Source organism: Anaerococcus porci (assembly GCF_034090325.1).
In the GTDB taxonomy this organism is placed as follows: Bacteria; Bacillota; Clostridia; order Tissierellales; family Peptoniphilaceae; genus Anaerococcus; species Anaerococcus porci.
Genome location: NZ_JAXDSU010000102.1, coordinates 1 through 16,804, shown reverse-complemented (window position 1 = coordinate 16,804; position 16,804 = coordinate 1). Strand labels below are relative to the sequence as shown.

Genomic DNA, 16,804 nt, shown 5'->3' with positions numbered 1-16,804 from the left:
GAATATTAGGGTACAGTTTGTCTTTATCCCTTCTTTTGAAAGGGTGTTTATTGCTTTTAGACCTTCTTCTGTCATTGGTATCTTTACTACTATATTTTCTGCCCATTTTGCTATTTCTCTTGCTTGTTTTACCATCTCATCATATGTGTAGCTTGTAACTTCTGCTGATATTGGGCCATCTACTATTGATGCTATTTCTGTTACTACTTCTTTGAAGTCTCTTCCTTCTTTGTTTATTAGTGAGGGATTGGTTGTTACTCCATCACATAGACCTAGGTCATTTATTCGTTTTATTTGTTCGACATTTGCTGTGTCTAGAAAAAATTTCATTTTTTACTCCTTTGTAATCATTATTTAGTATACTCTTACCCAACTTAATAATTTAATCTATAAATTTTACTATGATATAATAAAAAGCAAATAGTCCAGGAGGAATAAATATGAAAATAATTCTAGCTGTTGATAGGGATTTTGGAATAGGAAAGGATAATAAACTTTTATTTAGATTAAAAAAAGATCTAGCCCATTTTAAAAAGCTTACCCTAAATAACATAGTAATAATGGGTAGAAAAACATATGAGTCTATGGGAGGAGGTCTTCCTAAAAGAGAGAATATAGTTCTAACTCGTAATAAGGATTACAAAATAAATGACGGACTTGTTTTTAATAATGTAGTAAAACTTTTATCCTATCTTGAAAAAAATAAAAATGATAGGGATATTTTTGTAATAGGAGGAAATGAAATAGTAGAGCTTTTACTATCTTTCTGTGATGAAGCTATTATCACAAAAATAGATACTAAAAAAGATGCTGATACTTTCCTTCATAATTTTGATAATGACAAAAATTTTGAAATTTATAAGGAATCTGACATAATAAACGAAAATGATACTAATTTTAAATATGTATATTATAGGAGGAAATCATGATTGAAATATTTGTATCAGAAAAATGTCCACATTGTACTGAAGTTATAAAAAATTTTGAAAATGATGAAAATTATTATGGAAAAGGAGCAAAACTCATAAATATAAACGGACCTTTATCCAATCTAAAGAAATTTCTATCATATAGGGATAAGCTTGAAGGATTTGAAAAAATAAAAGAAGAGGGGAAAATAGGAATTCCATCAAAGGTTGTTGATGGAAAAGAAGTTTTATTTTTTGACCAAGTTTAGAAAATATAATTTATAAAGTAAAAATATTACAAATACCAGTTTAAGCCAAGTCTTATCCTGGTATTTTTTATTTTATATTGACAGTTATCGATATGAGTTTTATACTAATACTTGGAAGGAGTTATTATGGATTTAGAAAAACAAGCTAAAATTTATAAAGCCTTATCTGAAGAAAATAGGCTTAGAATAATAGGTATTCTACAAACAGAAAAAAAATGTGCTTGTGAGATATTAGATTACCTTGAAATAAGTCAGTCTACCCTATCTCACCACATGAAAATTCTTTGTGAATGTGGACTTGTGGAATGTCAAAAAAAGGAAAAATGGTCTTATTATAACCTATCAAAAGATATGACCGATGAAATTATAGAAAGTTTACAAAGTTTATTTAAAAAAAGGAGAGAAGATGAAAGATAGTAAAAAGGAAATTAGTTTTTTTAATAGGTATTTATCTATATGGGTTATTATTTGTATGGTTATAGGAATATTCATAGGACAATTTATACCTCAAATTCCTAATTTTTTAAATAAATTTCAATATGCTAACGTATCAATACCTATGGCAATCCTAATATGGCTTATGATATATCCTATGATGATGAAAGTAGATTTCCAATCTATTAAAAATGTCGGCAAAAATCCCAAAGGTTTATTTCTTACTTGGCTTGTAAATTGGGCTATCAAACCCTTTACCATGTTTTTAATAGCTTGGTTTTTCTTTTTTGTTGTATTTTCAAGAGTTATTGATGTAAACCTTGCACGTGAATATCTTGCTGGTGCTGTACTTTTGGGAGCTGCTCCTTGCACTGCCATGGTATTTGTATGGAGCCATTTGACAAAAGGAGATCCTGCTTACACTGTTGTTCAAGTAGCAAGTAATGACCTTATTATACTTATTGCCTTTGTTCCTATAGTTAAATTTTTGCTAGGAGTTACAAATGTTTATGTACCTTGGGATACTTTAATCTTATCTGTGGTTTTATTTGTTGTAATTCCACTCATAGCTGGCATTTTTACCAGACATATAGTAGAAAAAAGTAAAGGAATTTTTTACTTTGAAAATAAATTTATAAAGAAGTTTGATGGATTAACCACTGTTGGTCTTTTGCTTACCTTGATTTTGATTTTCTCATTTCAAAGCGATACCATTGTTTCAAATCCAAGTCATATTATTCTTATAGCAATTCCTCTAACCTTACAAACCTTTTTAATCTTCGCTATAAGCTTTATATCAAGCAGACTTATAAGACTTCCTTTTAAAGTTGCAGCACCAGCTTGTATGATAGGTGCCTCCAACTTTTTCGAACTTGCAGTAGCTGTAGCCATAGCACTTTTTGGTATGGATTCTCCAGCAGCTTTAGCTACGACAGTTGGCGTTTTAACAGAAGTTCCAATAATGTTACTATTAGTAAACATTGCCAATAAATCAAGAAAGTTGTTTAAATCATGAAAAAAATAGCCTTTATCTGCACACATAATTCGTGTAGAAGTCAAATTTCAGAAGCTTTAGCTAAGCTTTATAATAAAGGAGAATTTGAAATATTCTCTGCAGGGACTCATTTAAAAAACGAAATTAATCCCGATGCTATTAGGCTTATGAAAGAGATATATAATATAGATATGAGTAAAAGTCAAAAACCTAAATTAATAGAAGATATTGGAAAAGTAGACTATGTTGTAAGTATGGGGTGTGGTGTTGTGTGTCCTTCTATGGATTATAATTATGAATATATAGAGTGGTCAATAGATGACCCTAGCGGAAAAGATGATAGCTACTTTAAAAAAATAATTTCTGAATTAGATTCTAAAATAAGAAATTTCTTAGATTCAATATAAAAACTTTCTTATTTTATGGACTTAGAAAGCTTATAAGATAAAATCCCCTTAATTGGGGATTTTTTATTTGATGAAATCTTCTAATTTTACATAGTCAAATATACCATCTGTAAACTCTTGTTCTATTTCTCCTTTTATTAAAGGAAGGGTATAGGTTAAGATTTTCTCTTTTAATATTTTTCTATCGTCAAGCCATTCTTGAGGGATTTTTTTCTCCTTGTTGGCGATATTTATAGGTTCAGTTGTATCATATATAAGCTTGTAAGGATTATCTCTTTCTCGTTTTAGTATTGGAATTAGGTTTGTATTATCCTTTCCTTTTTTGACAGAAAGATAACCTAGCTCATAAGCTTCATTAGCATCTTGTTTTGATATTAAAAAACTTGTTCTTTGGATTATATTAAGTTCAACACAACGAGTTTTTATATCAAGTTCATTGTGAATATAGTCTGATATTTTTTGCCCTATACCAGCTATTACTGGGTGGTTAAAACCTTGGTCAAATGATTTTTTCTTATCATTAGAAAGTCTTTTTTCCCTATCCATAAAGCCTTCTGATACAGCAATTACAAGGTTATTATCTTCTTCTAATTTTTCATTTATTTCTTTTTTTATATCCTCAAGTGATTTAGAATCTTCTGGAAGATAGACTAGGTTTACTATATCCTTATTTCTTTTGTAATTTGCAAGATAAGATGTAGCTGTAAGCCAGCCTGCATTTCTGCCCATTATTTCTACAAAGGTTATGGATTTTATAGGATAAATATCACAATCAAGTCTAATTTGCCTTAAAGCTGTATTTACGAATTTAGCTGCAGAGCCAAAACCTGGTGAGTGATCCATCTCACATAAATCATTATCAATGGTCTTAGGACATCCTACAATATTTATCCAATCTATGGCCTCTTTTTTTATATAAGCATTTAATTTCATTACTGTGTCCATCGAGTCGTTTCCACCTATATAGACAAAAGTTGAAATTCTGTATTTTTTTAAGCTTTCAAATATATTTTTATAAACTTCATCATTTAAGTCTTCTGGAAGTTTAAACCTACAAGATCCAAGTATAGAAGATGGTCTTTTCTTAAGCCTATCTTTAGCATCAACTTTTTCAAATTTTTTCCTATCGACTTTTTCAATCCTATCATCTAATAGCCCAACTATTCCATTTAAAGAAAGATATATTTCATCGAAGTTCAAGTCAATCCCTGCTTGGATAGCTCCTGCCAGGGATGAATTAATAACAGCCGTAGGTCCGCCCGACTGTCCAATAAGACAATTCATAAAGCCTCCTTATATAATTAATGTCTTCATATACTTTACCATTTTCTTTATATTTTGTTAATCACTAAATCTTTCCATAAATTAAAGACCTAGATATTTCCAGGTCTTTAATAAAGTAATTATTTTTTAGGATAAATTATATGTTTTTCAAAGTTCAACTAGTTCTCCACTTTCAAATGATTCTTTGCATTTGTAAGCTATTTCTGATACTGCAGTTCCATCATATACTGTAATTTCTGGTTTCCTACCTTCTTTTACACAAGAGATGAATTCTTTCATTTCATCTTTGAAACTATCTGAAAATCTTTCTATAAAATCTTGGCTTATTTCTTTCCTTACACCAGTGCTATCTAGTATTTCTACTAGGTTTTTTTGTGGAACTGAACCAATTCTTATAATGCCCTCTGTACCCATTATTTCAGTTTCAACGTTGTAGCCATGAGGTGCAGTTCTTCCTGCAAATAAGAAACCCATAGCATCATTTTCAAACTTCATAAGTGCTGATACATTGTCCCCATCATTCCAATCAGCAAATTCAGGATAAGCATAACAACCACCTATAGCCCAAACTTTTTTAGGTTCACTTCCTATAAACCATCTCATTAGGTCTATATCATGAACACACATATCTAAGAATTCTCCGCCTGAATGTGGTCCAAAGGCTATTGCTCCTTCAATTTTTGCTGTAGGATCTTGAGAGTAGGATCTTACCATGTATACTTTTCCAATCTTTCCAGCTTCAATTGCCTTTTTAGCATATTGATAAGACTTGTCAAATCTTCTCATAAATCCAAGCATGAAAACTTGGTCTGGATTTTCTTCTACAGCCTTTTCTGCTAATTTACATTGTTCAACTGTTGTTCCCAATGGCTTTTCAGAAAATACGTGTTTTCCAGCCTTGAGAGCCTTAGAAATTTGTTCTGTATGAAGGTGAGACGGACTAGTAATAGTTATAGCATCTATCTCATCATCTTTTATCATTTCATCAAAATCGGTATAGGTTTTTTTAACATTTAATCTTTTTGCCTCTTTTGCCAATTTTTCTTCATCTAAATCACAAAGAGCAAAAAGTTCTGCATCATTCATTTGGCTAATATTTTCTGCATGGAAAAGTCCCATTCTACCAAGTCCTATGTGTCCAATTTTAATCATAAAATCTCCTTTATAATTGATCTAACATTATTTTTTCAATGTTCATGCTTAGATAATCAGTTTCTGATATAAGTTCTACTTTTGTATCCGTAGAATCAACTCTTCTTAGGTATTCTTTAATATGGTCTTTTAGTATATGTGCATTTGGTGCTACAAGTATATGTGTATATTTTTTTTCATTTAGATTGTCAACAAAGGTATTTAAACTTGCAAGCTCAACACATGCACATGACTTAGACATATTTATAAAGTGTTGAAATCTTTCTTTAAAAAGCTGAGCAGATATTCCTGTTTCAGCTATGATAAGAATTTTTTTCTTATTTGCCATTAGTCTATCATCCTTACTTTAGCAGGCTTTCCAGAATCAAGTGATTCTTTTGCAGCTATGGCTATTCTTTGTGCCATAATAGCATCTTCTATTGTTACAGATGTTTCCCTATCATTAAATACAGCATCAGCAAAGTCATTAATTTCAGCATTATAAGCACCTGTGTATCTTTGTAGGAAGAAGAATTCTGGATTTGGAATATGGTAACCATCTTTATCAGCAAGTATAACATTTGCTTCAAGGTCATTTTCTACCATAGTTGTTCCCTTAGAACCGAAAGCTTCAACTCTTTGATCATAACCATAAGCAGCTCTTCTTGAATTAAGAATTACACCAATGGAGTCATCTTCGAACCTTAGATTAATAATTGCTGTATCTACATCTATACCTTCAATTTCTTTATTACATTTTACACAAGCTTGGGTATAAACTTCTACAACTTCTTTCCCAGTTAAAAATCTTGCCATATCAAAATCATGAATTGTCATATCCATGAATAAACCACCTGAGGATTTAACATAGTCAAGAGAAGGTGCTTCTGGATCTCTTGAGTCTACTCTAACAAGCTCAAGATCTCCTACTTTTCCTTCATCAATGAGTTTTTTAGCATAGGCAAAGTTTCTATCATATCTTCTATTTACACCAATTTGGAATTTAACTCCAGCTTTTTTTACTGCCTTATATGCCCTCATAGATTCTTCATCAGAAAGTGAAACTGGTTTTTCGCAGAAAATGTGTTTACCCTTTTCAGCTGATTTTACTATATAATCTACGTGGGTATCTGTTGGTGTACAAATTAGTACAGCATCAATTTCATCATCATTAAAGATTACATCTGGGTCTGTTTCAAGTTTGATGCCAATTTGTTTTTCAAAATCTTTTAATTTGTCGGCAAAAGGATCGACTATTCTTTTGATTACTATGTTTGGGTTTGTTACTAAATTCATTGCATGGATTTGTCCAATTCTACCTGCTCCAAAAATTCCTACGTTTAATTTTTTCATTTTTTTCTCCTTAAATTTATACTCTTGCTATTCCCAATGGTGAGAAGAATAAGTATGTTGCTATTACTACGATAATAATTACAATAGACAAAACTTTTACTTTAGACCAAGGTTCTACTTCTACTTCTTCTGCTATTGAATAATGACTTATTTCAAAGGTATTACCCTTAAATGTAAGTTTACTTACTATTATGTAGATTAATAAGTCTACAAAGAACAATCCACTTAATACATATAAGTAGTGAATATCTTTTAAAAATATTTTTGATAGAGCGTAAACTACTACGTGAAAAATCATTGTTGTTTTTGCCCCTGTTGCAGTTGCTTGTTTGAAATAAAAAGCACCTACAATCATAATTAAAAGTGGCATATTGTATAGACCATTAAACTCCTGTACAAAAGCATAAAGTCCAGAACCTGCCTTCGATATAAATGGAGCCACTATTATGGATATAACTCCAAGTGTTATATTTGTTAACCTACCTACTCTTGCCATTTGTGAATCTGTCGCATTTTTATTGATTATGGGTTTATAGAAGTCTAAAGCAAAAAGTGTTGATGTTGAAGATAAGCTTCCTGCAAATGATGAAAGGATTGCTCCAAATATAACTGCTCCAAAAAGTCCCATAGCCCATGTTGGCAATACATCTACAACAAGTTGTGGATAAGCTCCGTCTTGAAGTGATAAGAACTTATCACCAAATAAATTTCTAGCTACTACTCCTGGAAATACTAGAAAAAGTGCTCCAAATATTTTAAATGTTCCTACTAACAAAGCACCTTTTTGTGCTTCCTTTAGGTTTTTAGCTGCAAAAGCCTTTTGTACTATCATTTGATTAGTACACCAGAAGAAAAGGTTATTAAAAAACATTCCAGTAAACAGTGTTGGCCAAGGAACTATCTTTGAATCTACACTACCAATGGAGTTTAATAACTCCGGTGTATTTTGTGTTACATGTTCAATTCCCGCTAAAAATGATCCATCTCCTAAAAGCCTTAATCCTAAGAAAGGGATTGCAAGACCACCAATAATTAATCCAAATTGATAAATTGTATCAGAGTATGCTGAAAGTGTCATACCACCTAAGAATAAGTATAAAACACCTACAACCCCTATAAATATAACCATAATTGTAATAGCTGCTATTGGTGATATACCAAGCATTTGGTCTACCCTAAAGAGTTTATTAAATACTAGGGCTCCCGAATATAAAACTACCGGCATAAATGATACCATGTAAGTTATGATAAAAAGTATAGATACTATTCTTTTTGTCATAGTATCATATCTTATTTCTATAAAATCGGAAATCGTATTTATACCATACCTAAAATATTTTGGTAAAAATACTGCAGCTAAAAGTGCAATTGCAACTGCCGCTGTAACTTCCCAAGCCATAACTTGCATACCTGCAACATAGGATTGACCATTTTGTCCTACAATCTGCTCTGTTGATAGGTTGGTCATGATAATTGTACCAGCTACAACTGGAGCTGTAAGACTCTTGCCACCTAAAAAGTAACCTTCAGATGATGTCGTATCTACTTGCCCCATAGTTTTCTTATAGGCAATAAAACCTATAAGACAAACTATTATGGCAAAGCTTGCTATTATAAAAAACATAATCTATAATTCCTACATATCCGCTATTAATTTATTAGTTATTAATAAATCCATGTAGTCTTTAGCTTTTTTGTGGTATAAAAATGGATTTGCTAAGCTTGGGTCTTGTTCAGCTTCTACTACTATCCATCCATCATAATTATTTTCTAGAATTAGGTCTATAATCGGTTTGAAATCAATACATCCATCTGATGGAACTGTAAATGTCCCTTGAAATACTGATTTTAAGAATGACCAATCTTCTTCTTTAGATTGTTTTTGTTTTTCAGGTCTAACATCCTTGAAATGGATATGTTTAATTCTATTTGCATACTTTTTATAGAAAGCTATTGGATCTTCTCCAGAAAATACTAAGTGACCTGTATCATAAAGTAAGAATACTTTTTCTGGATCTGTCATCTCCATTAATTTATCAACTTCTTCTGTTGTTTGAACACCTGTTCCCATATGGTGGTGATAAACTATCTTCATATCTTTTTCTAAGGCTAAATCACCTAATTTGTTTAGTCCATCGGCAAGTCTATCCCATTCTTCATCAGTAAATGTTGGTTTTTTAGAAAATACTGGTGTATCCATTTGTCCTTGAACTGAATGTCCTTGCTCAGCAATTACTATTACTTTTGCTCCCATTGCATGTAGAAAGTCTCTATGTTCAATAAAAGCTTTTTTTGTTTCTTCATATGGTTTTGTTGTTAAAAACGCTGAAAACCAAGCTGAAGCTACTTCTAAGTTTCTAGGCTCAAGGTATGATTTAAGAATTTCTGGATCTCTTGGGTACTTATTTCCTACTTCTGTTCCTTGATATCCTGCAAGTGACATTTCTGATATACATTGTTCAAATGTATTTTCTTTTCCTAGTTCTGGTAAATCATCGTTTGTCCAAGCAATTGGTGCACACGCAAATTTAATAGTCATAATTTTTCTCCCTTATTTATACTTTATTTTTTATAATAGACTAGTATTTTCTAGCTTCGTTTCTTCCTTTTATTATTTCCTTATAAACTTCTTCTTGCTCTTTATTTTTACCTACTTCAGCCACTCCAACATTCCACCAAGATTCATATCCATCAATCATAGTTTTTGGAATAACTTTTAAATCGATTATTACTGGTTCTTTAACACTTTTAGCATCTTCTAGAGCTTTTTTAAATTCATCAAGAGTTTTGCAAGTATAGCCTTTAAAGCCATAGGCCTCTCCAACCTTTGTATAATCTGCTGTTAAAAGCTCTCCATCAGGTTTTTGACCATTTCTTTTTCTAAATTCTGTAGCAAGTGATCCAACTGCATGATTCATTTGAAGATTGTTAATACAACCAAAGCCTGAATTATCAAATACTACTATAGTAACTTTTTTGCCTTCTTGAATTATTGTAGAAAGTTCAGAGTTTAGCATTTGGAAAGATGCATCTCCAACTACTGCATAAACATCTGCATCCTCATCTGCCATTTTTACACCAAGGGCTGCTGCTACTTCATATCCCATACAAGAGTATCCATACTCAGCATGGTAGGCATCTTTTTTATCTGTAACCCATAATCTTTGCAAATCACTTGGCAAACTTCCTCCAGCCGTAATTACTATTCCATTATCTTTTATAAATTCATTCAAAGCTATAATTGCTGAAGTTTGGGTTATAGTACCATTTGTTTTTTCTATATATTCTTTTACAGTTCTTGGGTCTTGAGGTTTTATTAGAGTTTCAAAATTTTTACCATATGTGTAATTCTTAAGTCTTTCTACTTCCTTATCCCATTTAGCCTTGGCATCTTTTATTTCACTTGTATAGGCTGTATTATAGTTCTTACTTTCAAGTACTTTATCAATTTCTTCTATTGCAAGTTTTGCATCTGCTACTAATTGATGCGCATCCATTTTATAAGCATCAAATCTATTAACATTTATTGATACAAATTTACAATTTTTATTTTGAAAGAGTCTTTTTGATGATGTTGTAAAGTCTGTCATTCTAGAACCTATAGCTATAACTAAATCTGCTTTTTTTGCTATAATATTTGATGCATAAGTTCCAGTAACTCCTATACCTCCTAGGCACATCTTTGATGATGATTTTATAGCTGACTTGCCTGATTGAGTTTCGCCAAAAGGTATTTCATATTTGTTCAAAAACTTATCTATAAGCTCTCCTGCCTCAGAGTATTTCACTCCTCCACCTATGATAGCTATTGGGTAAGATGCTTCATTTATAAGCTCAGCTATTTCATCTACATCATCTTTTACAGGAACAATTCTATTTATCTTGTGAATTCTTTTTTCAAAGAAATAATCTGGATAGTCATATGCTTCACCTTCTACATCTTGTGGCATAGAAATAACACATGCTCCTGTTTCGGCAGGATCTGTCAAAACTCTCATTGCATTAATTAAAGCTGACATTAATTGTTCTGGACGATTTATCCTATCCCAATATTTACTTACTGGTTTAAATGCATCATTTGTAGTGATTGTTAAATCATATGCTTGTTGAACTTGTTGTAATACTGGATCTGGTTGTCTTGATGCAAATGTATCTGAAGGGAACAATAATAAAGGAATATTATTTACTGTCGCTGTTGCTGCAGCTGTTACCATATTTGCACTTCCTGGTCCTACTGATGATGAACAAGCAATAATCTTTCTTCTATTGTGTTGTTTACTAAAGGCTGTTGCCACATGGCACATACCTTGTTCATTTCTTCCTTGGTAAACATTTAGGTTGTGATCATCTTGGTCTAGAGCTTGTCCTAAACCCACTGCCATACCATGACCAAATATTGTAAATATACCATCTACAAACTTACTAACCTCACCATCATATTTTATATATTGCTTATCAAGAAATTTAACTATTGCTTGAGCCATAGTTAATCTCATTTTAAATCACCCCTTGCTACGAATTCTCCATATTCTTTTTTAGATTCTCTTATAAATTCTTCTAATTCTTCTGTGTTTGGAAGGTCTGATGATGAATTTGACCTTATCATCATTGAAGCTTCAGCAGATGCATATTCTAGACATTCTATAATTTCTTTTCCATCAAAAAGTGAATAAAGAAAAGCTGATGCATAACCATCTCCACCACCAAAACCTTTTCTTGCTTTTATTGGGAATGGTTTGATTGAGTAAGACTCACCATTTTTAACATAAGCATTTGAACCTCTTTTACCATGTTTTATAACAAGAATCTCAGCCTTTTCTTTAAACCATAGTTTTGCACTTTCTTCATCATTTAAGCTTTTATCTACTATAAGTTTTTCAGTTAAGTCAAATTCTTCACGAGAGCCCATAATTATATCTGATTGCCTTGCAACTATAGAGTAATAGATTGAAATTTCATCCTTGTTTTTCCAGTTATAATTTCTAAAATCTATATCAAATATTACCTTACAGCCTGCTCTTTTTGCGAAAGATATCGCTTTCAATACTGCCTCTCTAGATGGACTTTCAGCAAGAGCTGTTCCTGAAACAAGTATAGCCTTTGCCTTTTTGATATAATCATAGTCAATATCGTCAACATCTAAGGCTAAGTCAGCTATCATATTCCTATACATAAGGATTGAAGATTCATTTTCTGACTTCATTTCCGTAAAAGTTAAACCAATTTTTTCACCATTTTTGGCACGACTTATGTGGCTTGTATCTATGTTTTTTTCATTATTTAAGTAGTCTAGACAAAAATCACCCAATTGATCATCTGATATTTTTGCAATAAGACCTACTTTTAGACCATGTCTATTTACACCTATGGCTGTGTTTACAGTTGAACCACCAATATATCTTTCAAATTTCACAACTTGACTTAGTGGCTTGAATCCTTCCTCTGGGGAAGGATTGAAGTCAACTGCCACTCTTCCAATAAGTATGAGGTCTAAGTCTCTATCTTTTGGAAAATCTATATATTTCATTACTTATCAAACTCTCCTGTTTTAAGTTGACTTGTTACTACCTTTCTTCTTGTATAGAAGTAGATTGCATCTTTACCATTGCAGTGAAGGTCACCATAGAATGAGTGTTTCCATCCTGAGAAAGCGAAAAATGCTACAGGAGCAGGTACTCCAAGGTTAACTCCTAGCATGCCAGCATCTATATTTTCTCTAAAATATCTAATTGCTGCAGCATTATTTGTAAAAATACAAGAACCATTTGCAAATTCATTTTGTTTTGCTATTTCAATTGCTTCTTTGAGGCTTTTAACTCTTATGATTGAAACAAATGGTGCAAATATTTCGTCTGACCAAATTTTCATACCAACTTTACAATTATCAAATATAGTTGGTCCTACAAAGAATCCCTTTTCTGGTATGTTTTTTCTACCATCAAGAACGAGTGTTGCTCCTTCTTCGATTCCTGTTTCTATATACTTAAAAGTTCTCTCTTGGTTTTCTTTTCTTATAACTGGTCCTAAGAATACATCATCATCTTTTGATGCATCACCAACTTTAAGTTCTTTTGCAGCTTGGGTGAATTTTTCTACAAATTCATCAGCTATTTCTTCTTCAACCAAGATTACAGAACCTGCCATACATCTTTCTCCAGCAGAACCAAATGCTCCACCTATAGCCTTTGTAACTGTATCTTCTATATCTGCATCTTTAAGAACTATTGTGTGGTTTTTAGCTCCAGCTAGGGCTTGAACTCTTTTATCATGTTCGCATCCCTTCCTATAAACTAATTCACCAACATTTTTACTTCCAACAAAAGAAATACCAGCTACTTGTGGATTTTCTAATAGTTCATTTACTACATCAACACCACCATTAACTACATTTAAAACTCCCTTTGGAACTCCAGCTTCTTCACAAAGTTCTGTTACTCTTTGCATAAGAATCGGTGTTTTTTCACTTGGTTTCATAACTACTGTGTTACCACAAGCTATTGCCATTGGGAACATCCAAAATGGTACCATCATCGGAAAATTAAATGGTGCTATACCTCCTATAACACCTATAGGATATTTGTAGTTTGCTACTTCTACATCAGTAGCTATAGTTGAAAGATTATCTCCCATTAATAGATTTGCTATGCTTGAAGCATGCTCTACATTTTCAATACCTCTTCCAACTTCACCCTTAGCTTCTTTAAAATTTTTGCCATTTTCTAAAGTAATAAGTCTTGCAAGCTCATCTGTATGTTCAACTAAAAGTTGTTGTAATTTAAAAAGTATCTTTTGTCTTTTTAAAACTGATGTTTTACCCCAAGATTTGAAAGTTTCATAAGCATTTTCTATAGCTTCTTTAGTTTCTTGTCTTGTTGATAGAGGACATTTTGCAATTACTTCTCCATCACCAGGGTTATATATGTCTTCAAAATCACTTGTTTTTGATTCAATCCATTGCCCGTCTACATAATTTTTAATAAGCCTCATTATTCTACATCCTTCCTTTCAAGTATCCATTCATGATCAGCTTCATTATGGAATTTCCAATTTTTATTAGGTCCTGCCATTACATTTAAATAATATGAATCATATCCATAAGGTACAGCCACTGGGTGGTATCCTCTTGGAACCATTACAGCATCATGGTTGTAAATACTCATAGTCTCATCAAGTACTCTATCATCTGTATAAACTCTTTGGAAAACAAAACCTTGTTCTTTATCCATTTCATGATAATATATCTCTTCAAGGAATGTTTCAGTCTCTGTTTCTGTATCATGTTTGTGAGGTGGATATGAAGACCAGTTTGCCTCATCTGTATATACTTCTACAACTATAAGTTTGTCAGAAATATCTGATGAGTCTGGAAGAATATTATTTACAAGTCTTTTATTCATTCCCTTTCCTCTTCTTTCAGTTGTGTTATCACTCGCTTTAATTAATTGTGATTTCATAACCTTATCAGTTACTGCATATGAGATAATAACTCTTGCCTTAGAATCAGATGTAATCTCATAAGAATCTTTATTTGTAACATAAACTGAATCTGTAGGATTTCTGTCGAAATTCTTTTTTCTTTGTCCTAAATCTTTGTATTCGTTTTCATTAACCTTAACATTTGCCTTACCACATATAACTGTGATACAAGCTTCAAATCCGTTCAAGCTTTCCTTAAAAGATGATTTCTCATCTATCTCAATAGCCTTCAATCCGATATAGTTTAGAACTGTTTTTTTTGGTTCTATATGTTGTAATAATTTAAGTCCTGCTATATCAATATTTAAGTTTTCCCTCTTTAAGTTTGTCAAAAGTGACTCCTTTCTTAGCAAACAATCATTTTTTTGATTAACTTTATCAAGTTAACTATATTATATGAGCAATTTGATAATATGTCAAGCAAAAAAATGATTGTTTATTTGCTTTTGATGATTGATTATAATATAATAAGTATAGGATAAATTATTTTGATGGAGAACTTATGGAAAAAGATAGAATTTCAAGCATGGGCAATTATATAATTGAACAGGGCGAGGTAACTACAGAAGAATTATCTAAAAAGTTTGATGTCTCTATAGTTACAGTTAGAAGAGACCTTAAAAAACTTGAAAAAGATAATGTAATAACAAAAATATATGGAGGAGCCAAGGCTAAGTCTGATAAGCTAGAAACCTTTATCAAAAGAAAAAGCCTAAATGCAGGTTCAAAACACTATATTACAAATATAGCCAAGGATTATATAGAAGATGGAGATAGGATTTTTATAGACTCTGGTACAACAGTAGAAAATCTATTGAATCTTCTGGATGATAATATTCACCTTACGGTCTTTACCAACAATTTATCTGTAATAAATGTTGCAAGTAAAATGCCTAATGTAAACTTATTTATAGTAGGAAACTTTTACAATAATATCAGTAATTCTTTTACATATTGGGGAAAGAGTTCAGAACTTTATTCTTTTAATATTGATAAGGCTTTTATGTGTACATCAGGCTTTACAATAAAAGATGGCTTAACAAATAAAAATCCAATAGAACAAGAAATAAAGGATATGATTTGTAAGCTTGCTGATTATATAATTCTTTTAGTGGATGACTCAAAAGTAGGAAAAACATCCTTAATGACCTATGCTGATGTTAAGGATATTGATATGATTATTACTAATAAAAAACCGAGTAAAGAATATATAGACTATTTTGACTCTCATGATATTAAGTATAGATATTGATTTAAAGCTATAAAAAGTACCGTTACATACATAGTGCAACGGTACTTTTTTATTATTAAAAATAATTCCTATATAAATAATTTTTAGGCTAAAGTTTGTTTTAAAATTCAAATTTAGCTAACAATACCAACAATATAATAATTGTATATTCTTTTGATAGAGGTAAAGTATATAAAGTAAATAGTTAAAAAATCTACAGGAGGATTAAATGAAAACTTATAATATCGAGGATAAGGTTGCAGTTATAGTTGGAGCAAGTTCAGGACTTGGAGCAGATGCTGCAAGGTGTTTTGCTAAAGAAGGTGCAAAACTTGCAATTCTTGCTAGAAGAAAAGAAAAACTAGATACTTTAAAAGAAGAGATTTTAAATGACACTGATGTAATAGCAGTTTCTTGCGATGTGACAGATGAGGAAAGTGTAAAAGAAGCAATAAAAACTGTTATAGACCACTATGGAAAAATAGATATCCTATTTAATAACGCAGGCATTGCAGTAAGAGGCGGTGTTCATGAATTAAGTTTAGAAGATTGGAACAAATCTATAGAAACTAATCTAACAGGTATTTATTTAGTTTCTAAATACGTAGTACCACACATGATTGAGAAAAATTATGGTAAAATCATAAATACATCTTCAGTAAATTCAGTTATAGCAGATAAGCTTGATGTATTTATAAGACATGGATATAATGCTTCAAAAGCTGGAGTTCTTGGCTTAACAAAAGGTATGGCAGCATCTTATGCTAAATATAATATCACCGTAAACGCAATAGGGCCAGGATTATTTGAATCTGAAATGACAGCAAATACTCTTATGAAATCAGAAGAATTCTTAAAAGCTTATAATATGGCAAATCCTACAGGAAGACCAGGAAAAAGAGGAGAACTTAATGGAACAATTTTATTCTTCGCATCAGATATGTCTTCTTATGTTACAGGTCAATTCTTACTAGTTGATGGTGGAGCAACAATAGTTTAATATTTAACAGAAAATTCACTTTTATAGTGGATTTTTTTTGTAAAATTTTATTACATGTTAAGTTTGTATATAAAAGAATTATTAGAATTAAAATATATTTGACAGCTAACGATTGTTATCCTATAATAAAGCTAACAAGTATTAGCTTAGGAGGTGAATGTGACTACTAGAGAATTAATTTTAGATAAGGCTTTATTTTTATTTTCTAAGTTTGGTTATTCAGACGTTAGTATGAAAGATATAGCAAACGAGGTTGGGATTAAAGCTCCATCTATTTATAAACATTTTAAATCAAAGGAAGAAATTTTTGATACCA

At 31.4% G+C, this 16,804-nt stretch carries 19 protein-coding genes; 8 read left to right on the top strand and 11 right to left on the bottom strand.

The annotated features are described in order from the left end of the window. On the bottom strand, positions 1-330 hold a 330-nt coding region (locus tag SOR60_RS10425; RefSeq protein WP_320595550.1), incomplete at its 3' end, for a transaldolase family protein. Positions 331-440: 110 nt separating this feature from the next. On the opposite strand from SOR60_RS10425, the gene SOR60_RS10420 reads away from it, so the two are divergent. The 5 genes from SOR60_RS10420 (at position 441) to SOR60_RS10400 (ending at position 3,013) form a co-directional block, all read left to right on the top strand. Further along, a complete protein-coding gene (locus tag SOR60_RS10420) occupies positions 441-929 on the top strand; it encodes a dihydrofolate reductase (RefSeq protein ID WP_320595899.1) in 489 nt (162 codons plus the stop codon). Then, the gene (locus SOR60_RS10415; protein ID WP_320595898.1) at positions 926-1,177 is read left to right on the top strand and encodes a hypothetical protein; all 252 of its coding nucleotides are present in this window, start codon (positions 926-928) and stop codon (positions 1,175-1,177) included. Before SOR60_RS10420 ends, SOR60_RS10415 begins: the two co-directional genes overlap by 4 nt. A gap of 126 nt (positions 1,178-1,303) precedes the next feature. Beyond that, a complete protein-coding gene (locus SOR60_RS10410) occupies positions 1,304-1,594 on the top strand; it encodes an ArsR/SmtB family transcription factor (protein WP_320595897.1) in 291 nt (96 codons plus the stop codon). After that, positions 1,584-2,627, top strand: coding sequence for an ACR3 family arsenite efflux transporter (gene arsB, locus SOR60_RS10405; RefSeq protein WP_154540391.1), 1,044 nt, complete (start codon positions 1,584-1,586; stop codon positions 2,625-2,627). The genes SOR60_RS10410 and arsB overlap by 11 nt, the downstream gene beginning before the upstream one ends. After that, complete coding sequence (locus tag SOR60_RS10400) at positions 2,624-3,013, top strand: arsenate reductase ArsC (protein WP_320595896.1); 390 nt, start codon at positions 2,624-2,626, stop codon at positions 3,011-3,013. Before arsB ends, SOR60_RS10400 begins: the two co-directional genes overlap by 4 nt. Positions 3,014-3,076: 63 nt before the next feature. Here SOR60_RS10400 and SOR60_RS10395 read toward each other — a convergent pair whose 3' ends face one another. The 10 genes from SOR60_RS10395 to iolB form a co-directional block, all read right to left on the bottom strand. Further along, positions 3,077-4,297: a diphosphate--fructose-6-phosphate 1-phosphotransferase gene (locus SOR60_RS10395; protein WP_320595895.1), complete on the bottom strand. Its 1,221-nt coding sequence runs from the start codon at positions 4,295-4,297 to the stop codon at positions 3,077-3,079. Positions 4,298-4,444: 147 nt separating this feature from the next. Next, positions 4,445-5,449, bottom strand: a complete 1,005-nt coding sequence (iolG, locus tag SOR60_RS10390; protein WP_320595894.1) for an inositol 2-dehydrogenase — start codon at positions 5,447-5,449, stop codon at positions 4,445-4,447. Between the two features lie 10 nt (positions 5,450-5,459). Continuing rightward, complete coding sequence (locus tag SOR60_RS10385) at positions 5,460-5,777, bottom strand: hypothetical protein (RefSeq protein WP_320595893.1); 318 nt, start codon at positions 5,775-5,777, stop codon at positions 5,460-5,462. Further along, positions 5,777-6,781 (bottom strand): inositol 2-dehydrogenase, encoded by a 1,005-nt coding sequence (iolG, locus tag SOR60_RS10380; protein WP_320595892.1) that lies wholly within the window; start codon positions 6,779-6,781, stop codon positions 5,777-5,779. The genes SOR60_RS10385 and iolG (SOR60_RS10380) overlap by 1 nt, the downstream gene beginning before the upstream one ends. Positions 6,782-6,797: 16 nt before the next feature. Further along, entirely contained in the window at positions 6,798-8,405 is a 1,608-nt protein-coding gene (locus SOR60_RS10375; protein ID WP_320595891.1) for a solute:sodium symporter family transporter, read from the bottom strand. 12 nt (positions 8,406-8,417) lie between these two features. Continuing rightward, the gene (gene iolE / locus SOR60_RS10370) at positions 8,418-9,320 is read right to left on the bottom strand and encodes a myo-inosose-2 dehydratase (protein WP_320595890.1); all 903 of its coding nucleotides are present in this window, start codon (positions 9,318-9,320) and stop codon (positions 8,418-8,420) included. A 40-nt stretch (positions 9,321-9,360) separates the two neighbouring features. Beyond that, positions 9,361-11,277 (bottom strand): 3D-(3,5/4)-trihydroxycyclohexane-1,2-dione acylhydrolase (decyclizing), encoded by a 1,917-nt coding sequence (gene iolD, locus SOR60_RS10365; protein ID WP_320595889.1) that lies wholly within the window; start codon positions 11,275-11,277, stop codon positions 9,361-9,363. After that, positions 11,274-12,308 (bottom strand): 5-dehydro-2-deoxygluconokinase, encoded by a 1,035-nt coding sequence (gene iolC / locus SOR60_RS10360; RefSeq protein WP_320595888.1) that lies wholly within the window; start codon positions 12,306-12,308, stop codon positions 11,274-11,276. The genes iolD and iolC overlap by 4 nt, the downstream gene beginning before the upstream one ends. Then, complete coding sequence (locus SOR60_RS10355; RefSeq protein ID WP_176270098.1) at positions 12,308-13,768, bottom strand: CoA-acylating methylmalonate-semialdehyde dehydrogenase; 1,461 nt, start codon at positions 13,766-13,768, stop codon at positions 12,308-12,310. Before SOR60_RS10355 ends, iolC begins: the two co-directional genes overlap by 1 nt. Continuing rightward, positions 13,768-14,589 (bottom strand): 5-deoxy-glucuronate isomerase, encoded by an 822-nt coding sequence (gene iolB / locus SOR60_RS10350; RefSeq protein WP_154540369.1) that lies wholly within the window; start codon positions 14,587-14,589, stop codon positions 13,768-13,770. The genes SOR60_RS10355 and iolB overlap by 1 nt, the downstream gene beginning before the upstream one ends. A 170-nt stretch (positions 14,590-14,759) precedes the next feature. On the opposite strand from iolB, the gene SOR60_RS10345 reads away from it, so the two are divergent. The 3 genes from SOR60_RS10345 to SOR60_RS10335 form a co-directional block, all read left to right on the top strand. Then, complete coding sequence (locus SOR60_RS10345) at positions 14,760-15,509, top strand: DeoR/GlpR family DNA-binding transcription regulator (protein WP_154540367.1); 750 nt, start codon at positions 14,760-14,762, stop codon at positions 15,507-15,509. Between the two features lie 208 nt (positions 15,510-15,717). Further along, a complete protein-coding gene (locus SOR60_RS10340; RefSeq protein WP_320595887.1) occupies positions 15,718-16,488 on the top strand; it encodes an SDR family NAD(P)-dependent oxidoreductase in 771 nt (256 codons plus the stop codon). A 153-nt stretch (positions 16,489-16,641) separates the two neighbouring features. Next, positions 16,642-16,804 (top strand): TetR/AcrR family transcriptional regulator (locus SOR60_RS10335; RefSeq protein ID WP_320595900.1); only part of this gene is annotated, 163 nt, incomplete at its 3' end.

Excerpts from the sequence above, each read along its gene's own strand:
- SOR60_RS10420 (WP_320595899.1), top strand. The coding sequence starts at position 441 with ATGAAAATAATTCTAGCTGTTGATAGGGATTTTGGAATAGGAAAGGAT.
- SOR60_RS10415 (WP_320595898.1), top strand. The coding sequence starts at position 926 with ATGATTGAAATATTTGTATCAGAAAAATGTCCACATTGTACTGAAGTT.
- SOR60_RS10410 (WP_320595897.1), top strand. The coding sequence starts at position 1,304 with ATGGATTTAGAAAAACAAGCTAAAATTTATAAAGCCTTATCTGAAGAA.
- arsB (WP_154540391.1), top strand. The coding sequence starts at position 1,584 with ATGAAAGATAGTAAAAAGGAAATTAGTTTTTTTAATAGGTATTTATCT.
- SOR60_RS10400 (WP_320595896.1), top strand. The coding sequence starts at position 2,624 with ATGAAAAAAATAGCCTTTATCTGCACACATAATTCGTGTAGAAGTCAA.
- SOR60_RS10395 (WP_320595895.1), bottom strand. The coding sequence starts at position 4,297 with ATGAATTGTCTTATTGGACAGTCGGGCGGACCTACGGCTGTTATTAAT.
- iolG (WP_320595894.1), bottom strand. The coding sequence starts at position 5,449 with ATGATTAAAATTGGACACATAGGACTTGGTAGAATGGGACTTTTCCAT.
- SOR60_RS10385 (WP_320595893.1), bottom strand. The coding sequence starts at position 5,777 with ATGGCAAATAAGAAAAAAATTCTTATCATAGCTGAAACAGGAATATCT.
- iolG (WP_320595892.1), bottom strand. The coding sequence starts at position 6,781 with ATGAAAAAATTAAACGTAGGAATTTTTGGAGCAGGTAGAATTGGACAA.
- SOR60_RS10375 (WP_320595891.1), bottom strand. The coding sequence starts at position 8,405 with ATGTTTTTTATAATAGCAAGCTTTGCCATAATAGTTTGTCTTATAGGT.
- iolE (WP_320595890.1), bottom strand. The coding sequence starts at position 9,320 with ATGACTATTAAATTTGCGTGTGCACCAATTGCTTGGACAAACGATGAT.
- iolD (WP_320595889.1), bottom strand. The coding sequence starts at position 11,277 with ATGAGATTAACTATGGCTCAAGCAATAGTTAAATTTCTTGATAAGCAA.
- iolC (WP_320595888.1), bottom strand. The coding sequence starts at position 12,308 with ATGAAATATATAGATTTTCCAAAAGATAGAGACTTAGACCTCATACTT.
- SOR60_RS10355 (WP_176270098.1), bottom strand. The coding sequence starts at position 13,768 with ATGAGGCTTATTAAAAATTATGTAGACGGGCAATGGATTGAATCAAAA.
- SOR60_RS10345 (WP_154540367.1), top strand. The coding sequence starts at position 14,760 with ATGGAAAAAGATAGAATTTCAAGCATGGGCAATTATATAATTGAACAG.
- SOR60_RS10340 (WP_320595887.1), top strand. The coding sequence starts at position 15,718 with ATGAAAACTTATAATATCGAGGATAAGGTTGCAGTTATAGTTGGAGCA.